Origin of the sequence: Enterovirga sp. CN4-39, assembly GCF_049446235.1 — a bacterium.
In the GTDB taxonomy this organism is placed as follows: domain Bacteria; phylum Pseudomonadota; class Alphaproteobacteria; order Rhizobiales; family Beijerinckiaceae; genus Enterovirga.
This window is the reverse complement of record NZ_JBMSEF010000002.1, coordinates 250,721-272,734: the sequence shown is the minus strand read 5'-3', so window position 1 is coordinate 272,734 and position 22,014 is coordinate 250,721. Positions and strand designations below refer to the sequence as shown.

Annotated in this window: 23 protein-coding genes and 2 pseudogenes; 20 read left to right on the top strand and 5 right to left on the bottom strand. The window is 68.6% G+C overall.

Features of this window, described 5'->3' with window-relative positions; translation table 11 throughout:
- The first annotated feature begins 84 nt into the window (after window positions 1–84).
- The 5 genes from ACO2SS_RS05040 (at window position 85) to ACO2SS_RS05020 (ending at window position 3,495) form a co-directional block, all read left to right on the top strand.
- Complete coding sequence (locus ACO2SS_RS05040) at window positions 85–375, top strand: BrnT family toxin (RefSeq protein WP_423276498.1); 291 nt, start codon at window positions 85–87, stop codon at window positions 373–375.
- 10 nt (window positions 376–385) lie between these two features.
- Window positions 386–655, top strand: coding sequence for a BrnA antitoxin family protein (locus ACO2SS_RS05035; protein WP_423276497.1), 270 nt, complete (start codon window positions 386–388; stop codon window positions 653–655).
- Window positions 652–1,206: a sugar O-acetyltransferase gene (locus ACO2SS_RS05030; protein ID WP_423276496.1), complete on the top strand. Its 555-nt coding sequence runs from the start codon at window positions 652–654 to the stop codon at window positions 1,204–1,206. Before ACO2SS_RS05035 ends, ACO2SS_RS05030 begins: the two co-directional genes overlap by 4 nt.
- Before the next feature lie 32 nt (window positions 1,207–1,238).
- On the top strand, window positions 1,239–1,748 hold the full coding sequence (locus ACO2SS_RS05025; RefSeq protein WP_423276495.1) for a cupin domain-containing protein: 510 nt from the start codon (window positions 1,239–1,241) through the stop codon (window positions 1,746–1,748).
- Between the two features lie 208 nt (window positions 1,749–1,956).
- A complete protein-coding gene (locus ACO2SS_RS05020; RefSeq protein WP_423276494.1) occupies window positions 1,957–3,495 on the top strand; it encodes a YifB family Mg chelatase-like AAA ATPase in 1,539 nt (512 codons plus the stop codon).
- Window positions 3,496–3,534: 39 nt separating this feature from the next.
- Here the strand turns inward: ACO2SS_RS05020 and ACO2SS_RS05015 are convergent, their stop codons facing one another.
- Genes ACO2SS_RS05015 through ACO2SS_RS05005 form a run of 3 tightly spaced genes read right to left on the bottom strand, consistent with a single transcriptional unit; the run spans window position 3,535 to window position 5,257 of the window.
- On the bottom strand, window positions 3,535–3,972 hold the full coding sequence (locus tag ACO2SS_RS05015) for an acyl-CoA thioesterase (RefSeq protein WP_423276492.1): 438 nt from the start codon (window positions 3,970–3,972) through the stop codon (window positions 3,535–3,537).
- Window positions 3,973–3,974: 2 nt separating this feature from the next.
- Complete coding sequence (locus tag ACO2SS_RS05010; protein WP_423276491.1) at window positions 3,975–4,337, bottom strand: DUF427 domain-containing protein; 363 nt, start codon at window positions 4,335–4,337, stop codon at window positions 3,975–3,977.
- Entirely contained in the window at window positions 4,334–5,257 is a 924-nt protein-coding gene (locus tag ACO2SS_RS05005) for a methyltransferase domain-containing protein (protein WP_423276490.1), read from the bottom strand. The genes ACO2SS_RS05010 and ACO2SS_RS05005 overlap by 4 nt, the downstream gene beginning before the upstream one ends.
- 75 nt (window positions 5,258–5,332) lie before the next feature.
- Here ACO2SS_RS05005 and ACO2SS_RS05000 point away from each other — a divergent pair, with 75 nt between their 5' ends.
- A complete protein-coding gene (locus ACO2SS_RS05000) occupies window positions 5,333–6,082 on the top strand; it encodes a ComF family protein (RefSeq protein WP_423276798.1) in 750 nt (249 codons plus the stop codon).
- On the opposite strand, the gene uvsE is transcribed toward ACO2SS_RS05000, so the two are convergent.
- Window positions 6,079–7,131, bottom strand: coding sequence for a UV DNA damage repair endonuclease UvsE (uvsE, locus tag ACO2SS_RS04995; RefSeq protein WP_423276489.1), 1,053 nt, complete (start codon window positions 7,129–7,131; stop codon window positions 6,079–6,081). The genes ACO2SS_RS05000 and uvsE overlap by 4 nt on opposite strands.
- Window positions 7,132–7,277: 146 nt before the next feature.
- Between uvsE and grxC the strand changes: the two genes are divergently transcribed.
- The 12 genes and pseudogenes from grxC to ACO2SS_RS04935 all read left to right on the top strand — a co-directional run bounded on the left by grxC (window position 7,278) and on the right by ACO2SS_RS04935 (window position 18,484).
- Complete coding sequence (gene grxC, locus ACO2SS_RS04990; RefSeq protein ID WP_423276488.1) at window positions 7,278–7,535, top strand: glutaredoxin 3; 258 nt, start codon at window positions 7,278–7,280, stop codon at window positions 7,533–7,535.
- A gap of 17 nt (window positions 7,536–7,552) precedes the next feature.
- Window positions 7,553–8,413, top strand: a complete 861-nt coding sequence (locus tag ACO2SS_RS04985; protein ID WP_423276487.1) for a carbon-nitrogen hydrolase family protein — start codon at window positions 7,553–7,555, stop codon at window positions 8,411–8,413.
- Between the two features lie 74 nt (window positions 8,414–8,487).
- Window positions 8,488–8,970 carry a DUF1178 family protein gene (locus ACO2SS_RS04980; RefSeq protein ID WP_423276486.1) on the top strand — a complete coding sequence of 161 codons (483 nt, stop codon included), beginning with the start codon at window positions 8,488–8,490 and terminating at the stop codon, window positions 8,968–8,970.
- Between the two features lie 12 nt (window positions 8,971–8,982).
- Window positions 8,983–9,500, top strand: a pseudogene (locus ACO2SS_RS04975) (metallophosphoesterase family protein).
- A gap of 67 nt (window positions 9,501–9,567) precedes the next feature.
- Window positions 9,568–10,440 (top strand): MBL fold metallo-hydrolase, encoded by an 873-nt coding sequence (locus tag ACO2SS_RS04970; protein WP_423276485.1) that lies wholly within the window; start codon window positions 9,568–9,570, stop codon window positions 10,438–10,440.
- A gap of 149 nt (window positions 10,441–10,589) precedes the next feature.
- Window positions 10,590–11,204: a ribosome maturation factor RimP gene (gene rimP / locus ACO2SS_RS04965; protein ID WP_423276484.1), complete on the top strand. Its 615-nt coding sequence runs from the start codon at window positions 10,590–10,592 to the stop codon at window positions 11,202–11,204.
- A 12-nt stretch (window positions 11,205–11,216) separates the two neighbouring features.
- Window positions 11,217–12,824, top strand: a complete 1,608-nt coding sequence (gene nusA, locus ACO2SS_RS04960; RefSeq protein ID WP_423276483.1) for a transcription termination factor NusA — start codon at window positions 11,217–11,219, stop codon at window positions 12,822–12,824.
- Window positions 12,825–12,842: 18 nt separating this feature from the next.
- Entirely contained in the window at window positions 12,843–13,514 is a 672-nt protein-coding gene (locus ACO2SS_RS04955; protein WP_423276482.1) for an RNA-binding protein, read from the top strand.
- A gap of 6 nt (window positions 13,515–13,520) precedes the next feature.
- Window positions 13,521–16,436, top strand: coding sequence for a translation initiation factor IF-2 (infB, locus tag ACO2SS_RS04950; RefSeq protein ID WP_423276481.1), 2,916 nt, complete (start codon window positions 13,521–13,523; stop codon window positions 16,434–16,436).
- A 124-nt stretch (window positions 16,437–16,560) separates the two neighbouring features.
- On the top strand, window positions 16,561–16,983 hold the full coding sequence (gene rbfA, locus ACO2SS_RS04945; RefSeq protein WP_423276480.1) for a 30S ribosome-binding factor RbfA: 423 nt from the start codon (window positions 16,561–16,563) through the stop codon (window positions 16,981–16,983).
- Window positions 16,983–17,963: a tRNA pseudouridine(55) synthase TruB gene (truB, locus tag ACO2SS_RS04940; protein ID WP_423276479.1), complete on the top strand. Its 981-nt coding sequence runs from the start codon at window positions 16,983–16,985 to the stop codon at window positions 17,961–17,963. The genes rbfA and truB overlap by 1 nt, the downstream gene beginning before the upstream one ends.
- Window positions 17,960–18,484, top strand: a complete 525-nt coding sequence (locus ACO2SS_RS04935) for a GNAT family N-acetyltransferase (protein ID WP_423276478.1) — start codon at window positions 17,960–17,962, stop codon at window positions 18,482–18,484. The genes truB and ACO2SS_RS04935 overlap by 4 nt, the downstream gene beginning before the upstream one ends.
- A 24-nt stretch (window positions 18,485–18,508) precedes the next feature.
- On the opposite strand, the gene ACO2SS_RS04930 is transcribed toward ACO2SS_RS04935, so the two are convergent.
- Window positions 18,509–19,051, bottom strand: coding sequence for a DUF892 family protein (locus tag ACO2SS_RS04930; RefSeq protein WP_423276477.1), 543 nt, complete (start codon window positions 19,049–19,051; stop codon window positions 18,509–18,511).
- A 274-nt stretch (window positions 19,052–19,325) separates the two neighbouring features.
- Here ACO2SS_RS04930 and rpsO point away from each other — a divergent pair, with 274 nt between their 5' ends.
- On the top strand, window positions 19,326–19,595 hold the full coding sequence (rpsO, locus tag ACO2SS_RS04925; protein WP_423276476.1) for a 30S ribosomal protein S15: 270 nt from the start codon (window positions 19,326–19,328) through the stop codon (window positions 19,593–19,595).
- A gap of 239 nt (window positions 19,596–19,834) precedes the next feature.
- Window positions 19,835–21,991: pseudogene (pnp, locus tag ACO2SS_RS04920) on the top strand (polyribonucleotide nucleotidyltransferase); the annotation flags it as partial.
- Between the last annotated feature and the right edge of the window lie 23 nt (window positions 21,992–22,014).

The window sequence follows — 22,014 nt, the reverse complement described above, 5'->3', positions numbered from 1 at the left end:
AGTTCTATACTACGCTCCCGCCCATCCGGATCCCTTCCGGTGATCTCCTCCCGCTGAGTTGTTTCCTGTAGCTACGGGAATTATATGGCGATCACGTTCGATCCGGCCAAGCGGGACTGGACCTTGCGCGAGCGAGGGCTCGATTTTCTCCTCGCCGAGGAGGTGTTCGCCGGGGTCCAGTTGTCATTCGAGGATGAGCGCTTCGACTATCGCGAGACCCGGATCGTGACCGTCGGCATGCTGGATCATCGAATGGTCATCGTCGTCTGGACTGCTCGAGGAAAAGATCGTCACATCATTTCGATGAGGAAGGCCAATGCCCGCGAACAAGCCCGCTACGCGCCCCTCCTTCGATCCCCGGTTCGGGGAGACTGACTTTGCGAAGGTGGATGCCTACGTTCTCACGCAGGCGGATTACGACGAGATCCCCGAACTCACCGATGAGATGATCGAGAGGGCTGATCTCTACGTTGGGGACAAGCTGATCCGCCGAGGGCGGCCCAAGAGCGAGCGGCCGAAGCAGCAGGTGACGATCCGGCTCGACGCCGACGTGCTCGAGCGGTTGCGGGAGACGGGGCCCGGATGGCAGACCCGCATCAACGAGGCGCTCCGCGAATGGCTGGAGCGGCAGCCTGCGCCGGCACCCGCCCCATGACGGAAAAGCAAAAGATGCTGGCCGGCGAGCTGTACCGGCCGGGCGATCCCGAGATCCAGGCAGACCTCGCGGCCACCAAGGAATGGCTCGTGCGCTATAACGCGGCGCTCGCGGCCTCGCCGGCTGAGCGACGGGCCCTGCTCGCCGAGCGCCTCGCCTCGGTTGGCGAGGGTGCCGTCATCCGGCCGCCCTTCCACTGCGATTACGGCTTCAACGTCCATCTCGGCGCGGATGTGTTCCTGAACTTCAACTGCGTGATCCTCGACGTGGTCGAGGTCCGGATCGGCGCCGGCACCCAGATCGGTCCTGCCGTGCAGATCTATGCAGCCGATCATCCGCGCGATGCGGAGATGCGCCGGAGCGGCCTTGAATTCGGCCGGCCGGTCCGCATCGGCGAGCATGTCTGGATCGGCGGCGGCGCGATCATTCTGCCCGGCATCACGATCGGGGACGATGCCGTGATCGGAGCGGGCAGTGTCGTGACCCGGGACGTACCCGCGAACGGAACCGTCGTCGGCAACCCCGCGCGGCCCGTCCGCTCCCCCGCTTGAGCCGGCCCGGACCCAGGGCCTACGATAGGCGAATGAGCCACCATCACGACCACGACCATCCGCACGAGCATTCCGGCGAGCCGCGCTGGAAGCATGACGGCGTGCGCGTCATCAAGGGCGACCAGCTCGATCCGAACACGGCGCAGACGCCCGGCATGTTCCGCCAGGCCGCCATCAATGCCGCCCGGGTCGGGGCGCAGAAGATCTGGGCCGGGACCGTCGCCATCCAGCCGAACGCCAAGACGGGCGTGCACCACCACGGCGAGCTGGAGAGCGTGATCTACGTGGTCCGCGGCCAAGCCCGGATGCGCTGGGGCGACAAGCTCGAATACGTGGCCGTGGCCGGACCCGGCGACTTCATCTTCGTTCCGCCCTTCGTGCCGCACCAGGAGATCAACGCCTCCACGGACGAGCCGCTCGAATGCGTGCTCGTGCGCTCAGACAATGAGGCCGTGGTGGTGAACATCACGGATGTGGAGCCGGTCGAGAAACCGGAAGAAGTCTACTGGGTCGACCCGATCCACAAGCATCCGAACGCCTGAACCGATCCGACATCGGCATGCAGGCCGAGTGCCGTGTCCTCGGGAGATCACCGCTCCGTTGAAATGCTTGCCTGATCGGAAAGCCTAAGATCTTTGGCGTCTCCGCCACGGTGATCAAGGCGAGCATGTCGTTGTAGATTCCGCCTGTTCTTGACCGCCTCTGCCGGACAGCTACCATCGCGCCAGCGGCTCGGGGGTGATGTCCGGCATGGTCACGCGCGTCTCCACCGTCGCCTTCGAGGGGATCGAGGGACGCGCCGTAGACGTTCAGGTGCAGATCTCCGCCGGCAATGTCGCGTTTTCCGTGGTCGGCCTGCCCGACAAGGCTGTGGGCGAAAGCCGCGAGCGCGTCCGCTCGGCGCTGATCGCCTCCGGTCTCGCCCTCCCGGCCAAGCGCGTCATCGTCAATCTCGCGCCCGCCGACCTGCCAAAGGAGGGCTCGCATTACGACCTGCCGATCGCCCTCGGCATCATGGCGGCGATCGGGGCGATCCCGTCCGACGCCCTTTCCGGCTACACGGTGCTCGGCGAGCTGGCGCTCGACGGCACGATCACGCCCGTGGCCGGGGTGCTCCCGGCGGCGATCGCTGCGAATGCCCGTGGACACGGGCTGATCTGTCCCTTCGCCTGCGGGCCCGAGGCGGCATGGGCCTCGGGAGACGCCGACATCCTGGCGCCCCGCTCGCTGATCCAGCTCGCGAACCACTTCAAGGGCGACCAGGTGATGGCGCGGCCGGAGCCGGCCGTGGCGCCTCCCTCGGGTCCTCTTCCGGACCTGCGCGACATCCGCGGGCAGGAGAGCGCCAAGCGTGTGCTCGAGATCGCGGCCGCCGGAGGGCACAATCTCTTGATGTCCGGACCACCCGGCGCAGGCAAGTCGATGCTCGCCCAACGGCTCGCCTCCATCCTGCCGCCGCTCTCGCCCCGCGAGCTGCTCGAGATCTCGATGATCCAGTCGGTCGCGGGGCAGTTGCAGAATGGTGCGCTATCGAGCCGGCGCCCGTTCCGGGCGCCCCACCATTCGGCCTCCATGGCCGCCCTGGTCGGGGGCGGCATCAACGCGAGGCCGGGCGAGATCTCCTTGGCGCATCATGGCGTGCTGTTTCTCGACGAGCTGCCGGAGTTCCAGCCTTCCGTGCTCGACGCGCTGCGCCAGCCGCTGGAGACCGGCGAGGTGATGATCGCCCGCGCGAACCACCGCACGACCTATCCGGCGCGCGTCCAGCTCGTCGCCGCCATGAACCCGTGCCGCTGCGGGCACGCCACGGATCCCGGCTATGCATGCCGGCGCCAGCCGAACGACCGCTGCATGGCGCAGTACACGGCGCGCATCTCCGGCCCGCTGCTCGACCGCATCGACCTCGCGATCGAGGTGCCCGCCGTCACGGCCGCGGACCTGATCCTGCCGCCGGCGAGCGAAGGCTCGGCGGAGGTGGCGTCCCGCGTCGCGCGAGCGCGGGAACTCGCGATGCGGCGCTACGCGGCTCTCGGGATCGAGCGCGTAACGACGAACGCATCCTGCCCGAGCTCGGTCCTCGAGGAGGTGGCCAAGCCCGACGAGGAGGGACTCCGCTTCATCCGCGAGGCAGCCGACGCCATGCGGCTGTCCGCCCGCGGCTTCCACCGCATCCTGAAAGTGGCGCGCACGCTCGCCGACCTCGACGGCGAGCCGCGCGTGCGCCGCCTGCACCTGGCGGAAGCCATCTCCTACCGCACGGCCCTCGACCGGCCGGTCGTCCCGGCCTGAGAGGCGCCGGGATGCTGCCCAGCCAGGCCGGTTTCGCTCTCAAGCCTGCAAGGGCTCCAGCACGGCGCGGGTCGCGGCCGGGATCTCGACCGGCCGCCCGGAGGCCCGATCGACATAGACGTGGGTGAAGCGGCCCTGCGCGGCCGCGAGTTCCGCACGCTCCTTGAAGATGGCGACCCTGTAGGTCACCGAGGAGCGCCCGAGCTTGTCCAGGGCGATGCCGGCCTCGACGGTCTCCGGGAACGAGATGGATTCGAAATAGGTGCAGGAGGTCTCGACCACGAGGCCCGTGACGGGGCTCGTCGCCGGATCGAGCACGCCGTTATCGACAAGATGCGCGTTCACGGCCGTGTCGAAGTAGGAATAGTACACGACGTTGTTCACGTGGCCGTAGACATCGTTGTCCATCCAGCGGGTCGGCACGGGCCGAAACAGACGGAAGGCGGAGCGGGACAGTCGCTCGGGACGTTCGGCCATTCTCAGTAAAGCTCCTCGATTGCATCGACTTTTTCGGGATAGAAGGCGAAATATCCCGCGATCTTCTTAGCGGCCGGCAGGGGAGCCTCGTAGCTCCAGGCTGCGTCCCGCCGCTCCAGCCCGCCGCCCGTGACCGTGTAGTAGCTGGCATCGCCCTTGTAGGGGCAGTGGGACCGCCGTTCCGTGCGCTCGAATAGGTCGAGCTGCACGTCGTCGCGGGGGATGTAGAACACGGGCGGCAGGTGGCCCTCGCGCAGCGTGAGGGCGCGCGTTGTCTCGGCCACGATCGTGCCGCCGAGGACGACCCGGATGCGGTTCGGGTTCGGCTCGATCCTGATCGGATGGGCGCTCGCGGATCCGGTCAACCTTCCCCCTCCTCGCTCTGCTTCGCAGGCCCGATCCGCTGCTCCGTCGTGCCGAGGGCATCGGCCAGGCGCGAACGCGCGGAACCGGGCCGGAGCGGCTTTCGCTGGCTCTCGTGAGGCGCCCAGCCTGACAACCACACCATATCGAAAGTGGCCCGGATCCGGCCATCGGGATCGGCGAAGCGCTCGGCATAGACGGCCGCCATGCGCAGGAGCGTCGCGCGCCGAAGCGGCGTCCGGCGCCGCTGGACGAGCGCGTTGCTCAACCCCATCGCCCGCAGATCCGCCATCAGGCGGAATGCGTTCGCGTACCGCACTGTCACAGTCTCGATATCGACCACCGGAAGCGCGAAACCGGCCCGCTGGAGCAGGCCTCCGAGCGAGCGCACATCCGCGAACGGCGCGACGCGGGGGCTCGCGCCGCCCTCGATCTCGCTCTCCGCTGCCGCGAAGGATTGGCGCAGCTCGGTCAGCGTATCGCCACCGAAAAGGCAGGCGAGTAGGAGACCGTCGGGCTTCAGGGCGCGGCGGATCTGCAGCAGCGCTCCGGGGAGGTCGTTGACCGATTGCAGGCCCAGAAGCGAGACGGCGAGGTCCACGCTCTCCGGCCCGACCGGCAATGCCTCCTCGTCCGCAACCGCGGCCGCAATTGCCCGGCCCGCGGCCGTGGACGGGGCCGGCGCGAGCCGCACGACGTCGATGCCGGCGCGAACCCTCGCGACCGCCTCGGCGGCAGCCGGCGTAGGCGTGCCGATGTCGAGCGCGACCGCGAACGGCCGGGTCACGGCTGCAAGCCGCTCCTCGAGATCGGCGACCGCGCGCTCGAGGAGAAAGCTCTCGAACCCGCCCGCGACGGCCCGGGCAAGCCGGCGCCGCACGAGCGGCCGGTCAAAGACGATGGGGGCGGCGCCGGGCTCCATGGGCCTCTATTGCGCCGTTCGCGACTTGAGCGAAAGATGCTCGCAGGCGGGAAGCAGCCCGCCATGCTGTCATCCATGCTCCAGGCCGCCTTCCCCGCTGTCGCCCGTATCGGCAATGCGCTGGCCGGGCTCGTCTATCCGCCGAGTTGCATCGGCTGCGGCGGGGGAACGGGCGAGCCGCATACCCTCTGCGGCAAGTGCTGGGCCGGTATCCGTTTCATCGAGCGGCCCTATTGCGAACGCCTTGGCACGCCCTTCGCGGTGGATCTCGGGATGCCGCTGGTCTCGCCCGCCGCGATCGCGGATCCGCCTGTCTTCGCCCGGGCCCGCGCGGTCGCCCGCTACGACGACACCGCGGGCAAGCTCGTGCACCGGCTCAAATATTCGGACCGCCTGGATCTCGCCCGCGCCCTCGGCGCCATGATGGCGCGGGCAGGGGCTGAGCTCGCCGGGGAAGCGGACGTCGTCGTTCCCGTTCCGCTGCACCGACTGCGCCTGTGGTGGCGCCGGTTCAACCAGTCGATGGAACTCGCCCGCATCGTGGCCGAGAGCCAAGGCAAGCCGTGCGATCCCTTCCTGCTCGAGCGGGTGAAAAGGACAAGCCCGCAGGTCGGGCTGAGCCGCCACCAGCGCGCAGAGAACCTACAGGGCGCCTTCAAGGTGCCGGAGAGCGCGCGGCCGCGCCTGAAGGGCAAGCGCGTGCTGCTCCTTGACGACGTGCTCACCACCGGAGCCACGGCGAATGCAGCATCCCGCGCCTTGATCCGCGGCGGCGCGAGCGCGGTCGATGTGCTGGCCTTCGCCCGGGTGGTAGCGGAGAGCTAGGCGGCCTCCTCGAGGGCGCCCTCGGTGCCCTCTTCCAGCGCCTCCTCCTCCGCCTCGAGCAGGGCGGCATCGGAGGAGGTCAGGCCGAAGCACGCGGCGACGTCCGGCGCATAGCGCAGGAGGTCGGGCCTGAGCTTCATGAGCGCCAGGTCCTTCGCCTTGCTCTCAAGCATGACGTCGAAGACGAGCCCCTGCGCGTCCCGCATGAAGCGGATGAACTCGAAGGGGTTGGTGAAGTCCGCATGCCCCGTCCAGACAGGCGGCAGCAGAACCTTCGTCAGCTTCTTCGTCTTGCGGTCGCGGCGCTTCAGCTCCCGGAGCTCGGTGCGCGGCGACGAATAGTGGATCTTGGGGCGGATTCCCTCCGGCCAGGTCGCCAGGATCCTGCGCAGGGTGTCCACCATGTCGAGCTGAGCGGGGTTCAGGCACCAGAAATGCTGGTAGTCGAAGATGAGGCGCACGCCCGTCTGCTCGTGGATCCACAGCACGTCGGCTGCGCTGAACCGGAGGTCGTCGTGCTCCAGCACCAGGCGGCGACGCACGTGCTCCGGCAGCGTCGGCCAGGTCTCGGCCCAGCGCGCCCGGCTTGCCTCGACGTCGCCGTAGGTCCCGCCGACATGGGTCACGACCACGGCCTCGGGCCCGAGCCCCATCCGGTCCAGCATCTCCGATTGCGAGGAGAGGTCCCAGATGCTCTTCCGCGTCAGCTCCGGATCGGGAGAGTTCAGGAGCACGAACTGGGACGGGTGGAAGGACAGGCGGATGTCGAGGCGACGCGCCTTCTCGCCGATCGCCCGCAACTCGGCATCGCTTTCCGCCACCATGTCATGGAATTGCGGCATGTCCGGATGCGTCGCGTACGGCGCGAGGTCGGACGACATCCGGTACATCCGGATCTTGTGCCGGGCGAGATGATCGAGGATCGCGTCGATATACTCGAGCGACGTTTTGAGGTGCGGGTTCTTCTGCCAGCGCCGCGTGTCGTTGCTCTTGAGGTCGGGGCGGCTCATCACCTTCACGGGGAAGCCGAGCCGCATCGCATCTGCCATATCCGCCCTCTCCTTCGCGAGGACAACGGGCCAAGGGAGCCCGCGTTCTGCGCAGAAGACGCCACGCACGCGATCGTGAGTGCGGCCGCAGCCTTTGGGAACGGCGGCCGGACTGCTACGTTGCCGTCGCAAACAGACCCACGGCCATGCCTCCCATCACGATCTACACCAAGGGCTGGTGCCCCTATTGCGCCGCCGCCAAGGACCTTCTTCGGCAGAAGAACGCGGCTTTCGACGAGATCGACATCGAGCGGCAGAGCGAGCGGCGCGGCGAGATGATCCAGCGCGCAGGCGGCCGCTCGACCGTGCCCCAGATCTTCATCGGCGAGCGCCATGTGGGCGGCTGCGATGACCTCTACGCGTTGGACCGGCGCGGCGATTTGGATACGCTCCTGGCCGCCTGAGCGTGCCGGAGAGCCTTATGACCGCATCGAAATTCGTGGCCGCCTGCGCGGGCATGCGGTCGGGCCGGGACCCTGTCGCGAACCGCGACGCGGCTGTCGCCCTGATCCGCGAGGCGGCGGGGCTCGGCGCCCACTATGTCCAGACGCCGGAGATGACGTCGCTCGTCGATCGCGGCCGGGCCTCGCTCTTCGAGAAGGTCGGCCCGGAGGAGACGGACGTCACGCTCGCCGGATTGCGCGAGGTCGCGCGCGAGAAGGGCGTCGTGGTGCATGTCGGCTCCATCGCGGTCCGGGCGGGCGACAAGATCGCGAACCGCGCCTTCGTGATCGACCGCGAGGGAGAGATCACGGCGCGCTACGACAAGGTCCATCTGTTCGACGTCGACCTGCCGAATGGCGAATCCTGGCGCGAATCCGCCACCTACACGGGCGGCGACAAGGCGGTCCTGGCGGAGACCCCGTGGGGGCTGCTCGGTCTCACCATCTGCTACGACGTGCGCTTCCCGGCGCTCTATCGCGCGCTCGCGGAAGGTGGCGCCAGCGTGCTGTCGGCGCCAGCCTGCTTCACGCGCCAGACCGGCGAGGCCCATTGGCACGTGCTGCACCGGGCGCGTGCGATCGAGACCGGCTCATTCATGATCTCCGCCGCCCAGGGCGGAAAGCACGAGGACGGGCGCGAGACCTTCGGCCATTCGGTGATCGTCGATCCCTGGGGCCGCGTCCTGGCGGACGGAACGGCCGAGCCGGGCCTCGTCATGGCCGAGATCGACCTGTCCCTCGTGGCGGACGCAAGGGCCCGCATTCCGGCCCTGCAGCACGGGCGCCCGTTCACGGTGGAGGTCGCCCGCGCCGAGGCGCGGCTTGCAGCAGCGGAGTGAGGTGTCGTAACGGGGCCGAAAGTGCTTATCTGTCAGGAAGATGACAGACGCTTTCTGAAGGCTCCGCGTCCAAGATGATCCGTTACGCCCTGGCCTGCGACAACGGCCACGATTTCGAGTCCTGGTTCCCGTCCTCGGCCGCCTATGACGAGCAGGCCGGACGAGGCCTCGTGGCCTGCCCGTTCTGCGACTCGACGCAGGTCGCCAAGCAGTTGATGGCGCCGCAACTCGGGCGAAAGGGGAGTTCCGCCGCGGAGCCCGCAGCAGCGCCCGCCTCGGAGAACCTTCCCGCCCCGGCCGCGGGGACTCAGCCCGTCGCGCTCATGTCCGAGCGGGAACAGGCGATCCGCGCCATGCTGAAGGCCGTCCGGGAGCACGTGACGAAGAACTCCGACTATGTCGGTCCCGCCTTCGCCGAGGAGGCGCGCAAGATGCATTACGGCGAGGCCGAGCATCGCTCCATCTACGGCGAGGCGAATGCCGCCGAGGCGAAGGCGCTGGTCGAGGAGGGGATCGAGTTCCACCCGCTCCCGATGGTGCCAGACGACCGGAACTGACTTGGCCCGCCCTTGGCGGTCTTCTTCACCTCCGACCAGCATTTCGGCGATCACCGGCGCCTTTTCATCGATCGCCGTCCATTCGGCTCCGTCGAGGAGATGGATGGCGCCATGGCGGAGCGCTGGAACGCGGCCGTCCGCCCCGAGGACGAGGTCTGGCATCTCGGCGACCTGACGCGCCTGCGCTCTGCCGAGCGAATTGAGCGCTTCTTTCGCGCCTCAACGGCCGCAAGCACCTGATCGCCGGCAACAACGACGGGCCGGCAACCCTGGCCGCCTCGGGTTGGGCCAGCGTCGGGCATTATGCCGAGATCGAGGAGGACGGCGCCAGGCTAGTCCTCTGCCATTACGCGTTCAGGACCTGGAACGGGTCCGGCCGCGGCAGCCTGAACCTCCACGGACACAGCCACGGGCGTCTGCGACCTGCACCCCGCCAGTTCGATGTCGGCGTCGACCTGTGGGATTTCCGCCCAGTGACGCTCGGCGAGATTCTCGCAAGCCGCAGCCGCCGGAGCCGAGCTTCCGGTTGAGTTTGCGCCGGCCCGGTCCGACAACATCCCCACAAGCCGCCCGATTGCAGCCACTGGAGACCCGCCGATGTCAGACCCTAGCCCGAACGGTTCCGGACGCGCCGTCCGCCGCCTGGTCGGCGAGATCGAGGTAATCGCGCTCAGCGACGGCGAGCAGACCATTTCGCCCGCGCTGTTCCCGGACGCGGAGCCGGAGGAACTCGCAGCGCTCGCCCGGGCGGCGGGTCATCCGGCCGATCCCATGCCCGTCCCGGTAAACACTTTTCTCATTCGGGCGGATGGCTGCACCTACCTGGTGGATGCCGGGACCGGCCCGTCTCGCGGAAGCCATCTCGGCCACGTGCCGGCCTCCCTCGCCCAGGTCGGGCTTACCCCGCACGATATCGACACCATCCTGATGACCCACATGCATGGCGACCACGCCGGCGGGCTGCTTCACCCTTCCGGCGATCCCGCCTTTCCATCCGCGGAGCTGTGGGTGGCGGAGGAGGAGGCCGCCTTCTGGGTCGATCCGGGCCTGCCGTCCCGCGCCCCCGAGAGGATGCAGGCGACGATCGCCAATGCCGTGAAGTCGCTCGGCGCTTATGGGGAGCGAACCACCCGCTTCTCCGCAGGTCGGGAGGTTGCGCCAGGGATCCGGTCCGTGCCTCTGCCCGGCCATACGCCCGGGCAGACGGGGTTCCTCGTGGAAAGCGGGGGCGAGCGGCTGCTGATCTGGGCCGACATCATCCATGTCGCCGCCCTCCAGTTCGCGCGGCCCGATTGGACTGTCGGGTTCGACGTCGACGGCGCGCAGGCAGCCGAGACACGCCGCCGCATCTTCGCCCGCGCCGCAGACGAGAACCTGCCGGTGGCCGGCATGCACCTGGCGTTCCCCGGCTTCGGACGTGTCGTGCGCACGGGGGAAGGCTTTGCGTACGAGGCGGATGCGGTCGCCTGAGGGCGCCGTCGCCTTGCACCTCGGCAGGTGCGATGCTATCTGACTGACGTCAGCTCTGGTGTGGTGCGAAAGCGCCATTGTCGGGAGCGGGCCCGAGAGGGTCCCGCTCTTTTTTATTGCCCCAACGCCGGAGGACGAGCAGCTCGATCATGACCGACGGATCAGAGGCCAGATTCTACCACGAAAAGGGCGTTGCGGCGCGCGTTGCCCAGGTCATCGAGCCCGCGCTCGAGGACCTCGGCTTTCGCCTCGTGCGCGTCAAGGTTTCGGCCCAGAACGGGACGACGGTGCAGATCATGGCCGAGCGTCCCGACGGCACGATGACGGTCGAGGATTGCGAGGCGGTGAGCCGCGCGGTGTCCCCGGTCCTCGATCTCGAGGATCCGGTGGCTCAGGCCTACAATCTCGAGGTCTCGTCGCCGGGGATCGACCGTCCGCTGGTGCGGGCGTCCGATTTCAGACGCTGGGCCGGCTACGAGGCTAAGATCGAGCTTGCCGTCCCGCTCGAGGGGCGCAAGCGCTTCCGCGGCCTGGTTCGGGATGCGGACGAGACCACGGCTTCGATCGAGTTGCCGGACAGTCCCGAGGGCGAGGAAGTGGTGGCGAAGCTGTCGCTCGCCGACATCGCCGAGGCACGGCTCGTGCTGACGGACGATCTGATCCGGGAATCGCTCCGGCGCGGCAAGGCGGCGGAAAAGGGTGACGCCCCGACTGACGAGCTCGATTCGCCTGCCTCTGAGCGGGCCGAGCAGAAGACGGACTAGAGGAGAACGGACATGGCGGTCAGCGCCAATCGGCTTGAATTGCTGCAGATCGCGGATGCTGTCGCCCGCGAGAAGGTGATCGACCGCTCCATCGTGGTCGCCGCCATGGAGGATGCGATCGCGAAGGCCGCCCGCTCCCGCTACGGGGCGGAGACGGACGTGCATGCCGAGATCCATCCGCGAACCGGCGAGCTGCGCCTATCGCGCCACCTGCTGGTGGTGGATCAGGTGGAGAACGACGCGACCGAGATCTCGCTCGAGGATGCGCGACGCCGCAACCCGGCCGCCCAGGTGGGCGATGCGATCTCCGAGCCGCTTCCGCCCTTCGATTTCGGCCGTATCGCGGCCCAGTCGGCCAAGCAGGTGATCGTGCAGAAGGTGCGCGATGCCGAGCGCGACCGGCAATACGAGGAATACAAGGACCGCATCGGCGAGATCATCAACGGCCTCGTCAAGCGCGTCGAATACGGCAACGTCATCGTCGACCTGTCGGGCCGCGGCGAGGGCATCGTGCGCCGGGACGAGCTGATCCCGCGCGAGACCTTCCGGCCGGGCGACCGCATCCGCGCCTATCTGTTCGATGTCCGCCGCGAGGCGCGCGGGCCGCAGATCTTCCTGTCGCGCACCCATCCCCAGTTCATGGCGAAGCTCTTCGCCTCCGAGGTGCCCGAGATCTATGACGGCATCGTCGAGGTGAAGGCTGTCGCCCGTGACCCGGGCTCGCGCGCCAAGATCGCCGTCACGTCCCGCGACAGCTCCATCGACCCGGTCGGTGCCTGCGTCGGCATGCGCGGCTCGCGCGTCCAGGCCGTCGTCGGCGAGCTGCAGGGCGAGAAGATCGACATCATCCCGTGGTCCTACGACCGCGCCACCTTCATCGTGAACGCCCTGCAGCCGGCGGAAGTCGTGAAGGTCGTGCTGGACGAGGAGGCCGAGCGCATCGAGGTCGTGGTGCCGGACGACCAGCTTTCGCTGGCCATCGGCCGCCGCGGCCAGAACGTCCGCCTCGCCTCGCAGCTCACGGGCTGGGACATCGACATCCTGACCGAGGCCGAGGAATCCGAGCGGCGCCAGAAGGAATTCGTCGAGCGCACCGAGCTCTTCATGGGCGCGCTGGACGTCGACGAGGTGGTGGGCCAGCTCCTCGCCTCGGAAGGGTTCCGCAGCGTGGAGGAGATCGCCGCCGCCGAGCCGTCCGAAATCGCCGCCATCCAGGGCTTCGACGAAGATACCGGGGCCGAGATCCAGCGCCGCGCCCAGGAATATCTCGACCGGATCGAGGCGGAGCAGGATACGCGCCGGCGCGAGCTCGGCGTCGAGGACGAGCTTCGCGAGATCGACGGCGTCACGACCCCGATGCTGGTCGCCTTCGGCGAGAACGACGTGAAGACGATCGAGGACCTGGCCGGATGCGCCACGGACGACCTCGTCGGCTATACGGAGGGCCGCGGCCAGGACGCCGTTCGCCACGAGGGCTTCCTCGATGCGTTCGGCATGTCCCGGACGGAGGCCGAGGCCATGATCATGCAGGCCCGCATCAAGGCCGGCTGGGTCGAGGCGCCTGCGGAGGAGCCGGCCGAGGAGGCCGAGCTCGCCGAGACCGAGGCGCAGCCGAGCTAAGCAGCGACCAGGATCGACGTGCCGAAGCCGGAACCCGAGCGCACCTGCATCGTCACGCGCGGCGCGCAGCCCGCCTCCGACCTGATGCGGTTCGTACTCGGGCCGGACGGCGTCGTGGTGCCCGACCTGCGCAACAAGCTGCCGGGCCGGGGTGCCTGGGTGACGCCGACGGCCGCGACGGTCGCCGAGGCCATCCGGAAACGCGCGTTCTCGCGAGCGTTCAAGACGGAGGCCAAGGTTCCGCCGACGCTCGTCGACGACATCGACGCCGCGCTGGTGCGGGACCTGAAGGGGGCGCTCTCGCTGGCCAACAAGGCAGGCGCGGTCGTGACGGGCTTCGGAAAGGTCGAATCGGCGATCGCCAGCGGGGGCGTCGGAGCGGTCATCCACGCGCGGGAGGCGGCCGAGGACGGTCGCCGAAAACTCGCCGGGGCATTGCGAAAGCGGGCCGGGGAACTGATATCAGGCATACCCGTCTTAGACGACCTGCCTGGTGACGATTTGGACGTGGCCTTGGGGCGCGTGCATGTGATACATGCTGCGCTTCTCGCGGGTCCTGGTAGTGAAGGGTGCCTGGCGCGGTGGCGTCGGCTTCGCCGTTTTCGCGGAGTTGACGATGGCGCCCAGCCTTCGCGGGACGTGGATATTCGGCAGGGCGAGGCTCGGTTCGATGCCGAGCGGCAGGACTAGATCTGTATGAGTGACACGAAGACCCCGGGCGATAAGACGCTGCACGTCTCTGCGAAGACGTTGTCGCTGCCGAAGCGCCCGGCTGAGCAGAATACGGTGCGCCAGAGCTTCTCCCACGGCCGCTCGAAGGCGGTCGTGGTCGAGACGGTGAAGCGTCGTACAGGCCCGGCTGCCCCGAAGGAGGCGGCGCCGGCTCCGGCCGCCGCCCCGGCAGCGCCGCGGCCGGTTGCTCCCGTAGCCCCGGCCTCCTCGGCCCGCCAGCCGATCGCGGTGAATCGCCCGGCCCCGCCGGCTGCCGCCGCGCCCGCGCCTGCCCCCAGACCCGCCGCGCCCGCTCCTCGGCCCGCTGCCCCTGCAGCCGCGCCTCGTCCGGCCGCGCCCACACCGGCTCCCAGGGCGGCAACGCCGCCCGCCGCCCCCTCTACGCCCCGGCCCGCCGCCGGCCAGGCCCCGGGCGGACGGCCGACCGGGATCGTGCTGCGCACGCTGACCGATCAGGAGCGTGATGCGCGCGTTCACGCGCTCACCGATGCCAAGCGGCGCGAGGAAGAGGACCGGCGCATCGCGGAGGAGAACGCTCGCCGCCGCGCCGAGCGCGAGGCCCGCGACCAGCAGGAGCGCGAAGCCGCCGAGACCCGCAAGCGCGACGAGGAAGACCGTCGCCGGCAGGAAGAGGAGCGCAAGCGCCGCGCCGAGGAAGAGGCGCGTCGTCGCCTTGGCGAAATCACGCCGCCTTCGCCCGTGACGCCCCGCCCGAGCGACGGGCGCCGGCCGCAGAATCTCGACATGATCGGCCGCCGCCCGGCCCCGGCCGCGCAGCCGACCAACAAGGATGCGCAGCAGCGCCCCGCCGCTTCGGCCGGCGCCGCCACCGCGCGCCCGGCCGCCCCGGGTGGCCGTACCGCGCCCGCAGCCGCTGCCGACGACGAGAGCGACCGCAAGGTGGTCATCCGCCGTCCCGGCATGCCGCTCAAGATCATCACGCCCCCGAAGGCTCCGAAGGGTCCGGGTGGCGGGAACCGTGATCGCCGTGGCCGTCTGACGGTGACGACCGCCACTTCCGGCGAGGACGAGCGCACGCGCTCCGTGGCCTCCTTCCGTCGCCGCATGCAGCGCATGAGCGGCCACCGCCAGGTGGAAGAGAAGGAGAAGCTTTCGCGCGAGGTGACGATCCCGGAGACCATCACCATCCAGGATCTCGCGAACCGCATGGCCGAGCGCGCCGTGGACGTGATCAAGCTCCTGATGAAGCAGGGGCAGATCCACAAGATCACGGACACGATCGACGCCGATACGGCGCAGCTCGTGGCGGAGGAGCTCGGCCACACGGTGCGTCGCGTCGCCGAGGCGGACGTGCTCGAAGGCCTCTTCGACGAGCCGGACCTCGAGGAGCACCTCGAGCCGCGCCCGCCCGTCGTTACCATCATGGGCCACGTCGACCACGGCAAGACGTCGCTCCTCGACGCGATCCGCAAGACGGACGTCGTGGCGGGCGAGGCCGGCGGCATCACGCAGCACATCGGCGCGTACCAGATCACGACGCCCTCGGGTGCGCAGATCACCTTCATCGACACCCCCGGCCACGCTGCCTTCACGGCGATGCGCGCCCGCGGCGCGAAGATCACCGACATGGTCGTGCTGGTGGTTGCGGCCGATGACGGCGTGATGCCCCAGACGATCGAGGCCATCAGCCACGCCAAGGCGGCCGACGTTCCGATCATCGTTGCCATCAACAAGATCGACAAGCCCGGCGCCAATCCGCAGCGGGTTCGTACGGAACTGCTGCAGCACGACATCCAGGTGGAGTCGATGGGCGGCAGCACCCTCGAGTTCGAGGTCTCCGCCCTGACCGGCCAGGGCCTCGATGAGCTGCTGGAAGGTCTGCTGCTCCAGGCGGAAGTTCTCGACCTCAAGGCCGACCCGCTCCGCAACGCGGAAGGGACCGTCATCGAGGCGAAGCTCGACCGCGGCCGCGGCCCGGTCGCGACCGTCCTCGTCCAGCGCGGATTGCTCGAGCCCGGCGACATCATCGTGGCCGGCGCCGAATGGGGCCGCGTGCGTGCGCTCGTCAGCGACACGGGCGAGATGATCGAGGAGGCGGGCCCGTCATATCCGGCCCAGGTCCTCGGCTTCAATGGCACGCCGGATGCCGGCGACCGCGTGGCGGTGGTCGAGTCCGAGGCCCGCGCCCGCGAGATCACCGAGTACCGTGCCCGCGTGAAGCGCGAGCGTGCTGCGGCGCGTGCATCCGTCAACCGCGGCTCGCTCGCGGACATGATGCGCGACCTGCGCGAGGGTGGCGGCCGGAAGGAATTCCCGCTCGTCATCAAGGGCGACGTGGGCGGTTCCGTCGAGGCCATCCTTACGGCGCTCGAGAAGCTCGGCAACGAGGAGGTCGGCGCGCGCATCCTGCACGGCGGCGTCGGCGCGATCACCGAGTCCGACGTCACCCTCGCCCAGGCTTCGGGTGCGGTCATCATCGGCTTCAACGTGCGCGCCCACAAGGAAGCGCGCGAGGCGGCCGAGCGCGCCGGGATCGAGATCCGCTACTACAACATCATCTACAACCTCGTGGATGACGTGCGGGACGCGATGTCCGGGATGCTGCCCCCGAACCTGCGCGAGGAGCGGCTCGGCGAGGCGAAGATCCTCGAGGTCTTCGACGTGTCGAAGATCGGCAAGGTCGCGGGCTGCCGCGTCATGGACGGCCGTGTGGAGCGCGGCGCCCATATCCGCCTGATCCGCGACAACGTCGTGATTCACGAGGGCGGTCGCCTGCAGACGCTGAAGCGCTTCAAGGACGACGTCTCCTCCGTCGTCGCCGGCCAGGAATGCGGTATGTCGTTCGACAACTACGACAAGATCCGTGTCGGCGACGTGATCGAGTGCTTCCACGTGCACGAGGAGCGGCGTTCGCTCTAGGCGCTCGTCTTGGCCGGGCTGGACCCGGCCAACCCCGGAACCTGTGAGACTGGCAGTACGTAGATGGCCGGGCCAAGCCCGGCCATGACGCATTGGAGCCGGTTCAATCCCGGCGATACGAATCATGCAGAAACGTCAGGACACCCCCAAAGGCCCGAGCCAGCGCCAGCAGCGCGTTGCGGAACTGGTGCGCCACGCGCTCGCCGACGTCCTCGGTCGCGGCGACCTTCAGGATCCCGTGCTGAACGCGCACGTGGTCACGATTCCCGAGGTCCGCATGTCGCCCGACCTCAAGCTCGCCACGGCCTTCGTGATGCCGCTCGGCGGCAAGGACGAACGTCCCGTGATCGAGGCGCTCGACCGCAACAAGAAGGCCTTGCGCCAGGAGGTGGCGCGTCGGGTGGACCTGAAATACGCGCCAGAGCTCCGCTTCCGGCGTGACGAGAGTTTCGACGAGGCGGCGCGCATCGACGCGCTCCTCCGCAGCGAGAAGGTGAGGCGCGACCTGGAACAGGACGCGGCTTCCGACGAGACAGAACAGGGCTGATGGATACGATGATCGACGAGGCGCCGCCCGCGGAGGAGCGGAGGCCGGAGGGCCGGCGAGAGCGCCGCCCCCACCAGGACCGCCCGAAGAAGCGGATCGTGAACGGCTGGGTCATCCTCGACAAGCCGGTCGGGATGACGTCGACCCATGCGGTCGCGGTCGTCAAGCGCGCCCTCAACGCCAAGAAGGCCGGCCACGCCGGAACGCTCGATCCGCTCGCCTCGGGCATCCTGCCGATCGCGCTCGGGGAGGCGACGAAAACCGTCCCCTTCGTGATGGACGGGAAGAAGTCCTACGTCTTCACCGTGACCTGGGGCGTCGAGACCGACACGGACGATGCCGAGGGGCGGCCCGTCCAGGCGACGAACCGCGTGCCCGATCTGGCCGATGTCGAGGCCCTGCTGCCCCGCTTCACCGGGCAGATCGAACAGGTCCCGCCGCGCTTCTCGGCCATCAAGGTGGCGGGCGAGCGCGCCTATGACGTGGCGCGCAGCGGCGGCGATCTCGAGCTGAAGCCGCGGGTCGTCGAGGTCGATCGCCTCGCCGTCATGCATCATGCCGAGGACAAGACCGTGCTCGCCGCCGATTGCGGCAAGGGCACCTATGTCCGGGCGCTGGCCCGAGATCTCGGCCGCGCGCTCGGCTGCCTCGGCCACGTCTCGGCGCTTCGCCGCACGCGGGTGGGGCCGTTCACCGAGGCGGAGACCGCCACCATCCAGGAACTCGAGACGGGAACGGCCGAGCCGGGCCGCACCACGCCGATCCTTCAGCCCGTAGCGTCCGCTCTCGTCGACCTGCCGTGCCTCCCGGTATCGCGGGATGCTGCCGGCCGCCTGATGCGGGGCCAGTCCGTCCTGCTGCGGGGCCGCGATGCCCCGACGGAGGGGCGCCTCTACGCGACCTGCAACGGCATCCTCGTCGCCATCGGCGATGTCGAGGAAGGCGAACTCGTTCCGCACCGGGTGTTCAGCCTGGCGTGAAGGCCTCGCAACTGGTGACCATCCGGCCTCTCGGGCGCCAGGACGCTGCTTCCTATCGGGCGCTGCGTATCGCGGCGCTCGAAGCGGAGCCGGAGGCCTTTTCGGCCGATCTGGAAGAGGTTCGGAGGCGGGATTTTGCCTGGTTCGAGCGTCGCCTCGACGTCCAGGCGCCCTCCGCGCACTTCGGAGCCTTTCTTGACGACAATCTCGTCGGCTTGGCGTCGCTGAGCGTCGAGTCGAGCGCCAAGCAGCGTCACCGCGGCCTCGTGACAGGCGTCTTCGTCGCGCAGGAAGCCCGCGGCCGGGGGCTGGCGGCCCGCCTTCTCGGAGGCGTCATCGCCTACGCGTCGAAGCATGTGGACGTACTCGACCTTGCGGTCGGGACAGACAATACGCCGGCTCGCGCGCTCTACGGGCGGCTAGGCTTCCGGCCGTATGGCGTCATGCGCGACGCGCTGCGGGTGGACGGCCGTTCGATCGACGAGGAACTCATGGCTCTCGATCTCCGGGCGCGAGATTAGGGCCTCGCGCCCGGGATCGTCCGGTCAGCGGTCCGCCTTCTCGCCGGCCGCGATCCGCGCCAGGTACTTGCGGGTGATCGGCTCGACCTGATCCTTGATCATCTGCGCCGCCTTCTCGTCCTCGCGCAGGTTCTGCTGGAGAGCCGTGACGAACCGCGTCTCGCCCACGACCTCCGCCATCGTGACGAGAGACTTGTAAGCCGCGACCTCGAAATTCTCGAAGGCATGGTTGGCGAAGGTGTTTTTCAGGATCTCGTCGCCCATCGGCACATGCGCGATGGCCGCGACATTGCCCATGATCTGCGTTGCCCAGTCCTTCAGGACCGAGCGATCCTCCCCCAACGCGTCGAGGATCTCATCCATGCGCTGCTCGTGGCCGTTCGTCTCCTCGAGGTGGCGCCGGACGAGCGCCTCCATCTCCGGGTAATTCGAGAGCCGCTCGAGCTGCCGGGACAGGATCTGGCGGGCTTCCTTCTCCATGGCGTGAGCGTTCTTCACGCCCGTGATGAAGACGGAACGGGCCGCGTCATTGGCCGAAAGGCTGCCGCCGAGTGTGGCTGTTGCCATAGGGGTCCTCCTGCGATGATGGGGGTCAAACCGGCGCTTCCAGGGCGGTTCCCTGTCACGGGCGGACGAAACCGGACGGAGCTGCGGTTGGACGCCCCCCTGGCGCCGCCTCGGGATTCGTGTATAAGGGCGCGTCCCCGATCCGGCTTTCCGGCCGGCGGGCGTTCTCGCGACAATCCGACTGCGCTGGACGACATCCCGGCCCGGCCGCGTTGCGCGAAGGCCGTCACAGCAATCGTGACCGGCCCATCCACACTCACCTGAAAGGAACCCGATGTCGATCACGGCCGAGCGCAAGCAGGCGCTCATCAAGGAATATGCTCGCGAAGCGAACGACACCGGCTCCCCGGAAGTCCAGGTCGCCATCCTGACCGAGCGGATCAACAACCTCACCAGCCATTTCAAGTCGCACGGCAAGGACAACCATTCGCGCCGCGGCCTGCTGAAGATGGTCTCGCAGCGGCGCTCGCTGCTCGACTACGTGAAGGGCAAGGACGAAGCCCGGTACCGGACGTTGATCGAGCGCCTGGGCATCCGCCGCTAAGGCCTTAAGACCTGGCCGGAGCCTGTCGCTCCGGCCGTTTCGCATCCGGGACGCGAAGCGACGTCCCGTTCAAGGCCGGCGGAATGGTCCGCTGGCCCATCAAGCCGGGCGGCCGAGGCCGGCCATGGCAGGATTGCCGGGGGCTCGCGCGGATCGCAGCATCCGCCCCGAGCCCGAGCCCCCCGTCATCTTGCACATGGCAAGGGAACGCCTCCGTCCGCCCCCACGGAAGGCAAGCTATGTTCGACATCCAACGCGAAGAGATCATGTGGGGTGGGCGCAAGCTCACGCTCGAGACGGGCAAGATGGCCCGCCAGGCCGACGGCGCTGTCGTCGCCACCTATGGCGAGACCACGGTCCTGGCGACCGTCGTCTCCATGAAGGAGCCGAAGCCCGGCTTCGACTTCTTCCCGCTCACGGTGAACTACCAGGAGCGCACCTATGCGGCGGGCCGCATCCCCGGCGGCTACTTCAAGCGCGAAGGCCGTCCGACCGAGAAGGAGACGCTGACCTCGCGCCTCATCGACCGGCCAATCCGCCCTCTGTTCGTCGAGGGCTACAAGAACGACACCCAGATCGTCGCGACCGTGCTCAGCCACGACCTCGAGAATGATCCGGACATCGTCGCGATGGTCGCCGTCTCCGCCGCGCTCACGATCTCGGGCGTGCCCTTCATGGGTCCGGTCGGCGCGGCCCGCGTCGGCTACATCAACGGCGGCTACAAGCTGAACCCGACCCTGGCCGAGATGGAGGCGACCACGCTCGACCTCGTCGTCGCCGGGACGAACGATGCCGTGCTCATGGTCGAGTCCGAGGCCAAGGAGCTCTCGGAAGAGGTGATGCTCGGGGCCGTCATGTTCGGCCACAAGCACTTCCAGCCGGTGATCGACGCCTGCATCCGTCTTGCCGAGAAGGCCGCCAAGGAGCCGCGCGACTTCACGCCGCCGGACCTGTCAGAGATCGAGAAGGTCATCCTCGAGATTGCCGAGCAGGACCTGCGCGCCGCCTACAAGATCACGCAGAAGGCCGACCGCTACGCCGCCGTCGACGCCGCGAAGGTGAAGGTGATGAACGCCCTTATCCCGGCCGAGGGCGAGGCACGCTTCGACCCCGAGAAGGTCAAGACCGCCTTCAAGGAGGTCCAGGCCAAGATCGTGCGCTGGAACATCCTGGACACGAAGAGCCGCATCGACGGCCGTGACCTCACGACGGTCCGCCCGATCCTCTCCGAGGTCGGCGTCCTGCCGCGTGCGCATGGCTCGGCCCTCTTCACCCGCGGCGAGACGCAGGCGCTGGTCGTCGCGACGCTCGGCACGGGCGAGGACGAGCAGTTCATCGACCAGTTGGAAGGCACCCGGAAGGAGAACTTCCTCCTCCACTACAACTTCCCGCCCTACTCGGTCGGTGAGACGGGCCGCATGGGCTCGCCGGGCCGCCGCGAGATCGGCCACGGCAAGCTCGCCTGGCGGGCGATCCACCCGATGCTGCCGCCGGCGCACGAGTTCCCGTACACGATCCGCGTCGTGTCCGAGATCACCGAGTCGAACGGCTCCTCCTCGATGGCGAGCGTCTGCGGCGCCTCGCTGTCGCTGATGGATGCGGGCGTGCCGCTCCGGAAGCCGGTGGCGGGCATCGCCATGGGCCTGATCCTGGAAGGCGAGCGCTACGCGGTCCTCTCCGACATCCTCGGCGACGAGGACCATCTCGGCGACATGGACTTCAAGGTGGCCGGCACGGACGGCGGCATCACGTCCCTCCAGATGGACATCAAGATCGCCGGGATCACCGAGGAGATCATGCGGGTCGCCCTCGACCAGGCCAAGGGTGGGCGCGAGCACATCCTCGGCGAGATGTCGAAGGCGCTGACCTCGGCCCGCGCCGAGCTCGGCGAGCATGCTCCGCGCATCGAGATGATGAAGATCCCGACGGACAAGATCCGCGAGGTCATCGGCACGGGCGGCAAGGTGATCCGCGAGATCGTCGAGAAGACGGGCGCCAAGATCAACGTCGACGATGACGGCACGATCAAGATCGCGTCCGCAGACGGCAAGGCCATCAAGGCCGCCTATAACTGGATCCGCTCGATCGTAGCGGAGCCGGAGGCCGGCACGATCTACGACGGCACCATCGTCAAGACGATGGAGTTCGGCGCCTTCGTGAACTTCTTCGGCCCGAAGGACGGCCTGGTCCACATCTCCGAGCTCGCCCCCCAGCGCGTCCAGAAGGTCACGGACGTCGTCAAGGAAGGCGACAAGGTGAAGGTGAAGTTCCTCGGCCAGGACGAGCGCGGGAAGATCCGCCTCTCCATGAAGGTCGTCGACCAGCAGACTGGCGAAGACCTCACGGAGAAGCTCAAGGCCCAGCGCGATGCCGAGCGTGCAGAGCGTGAGGCCCGCGGCGAGGTCGTCGAGGAGCGTGA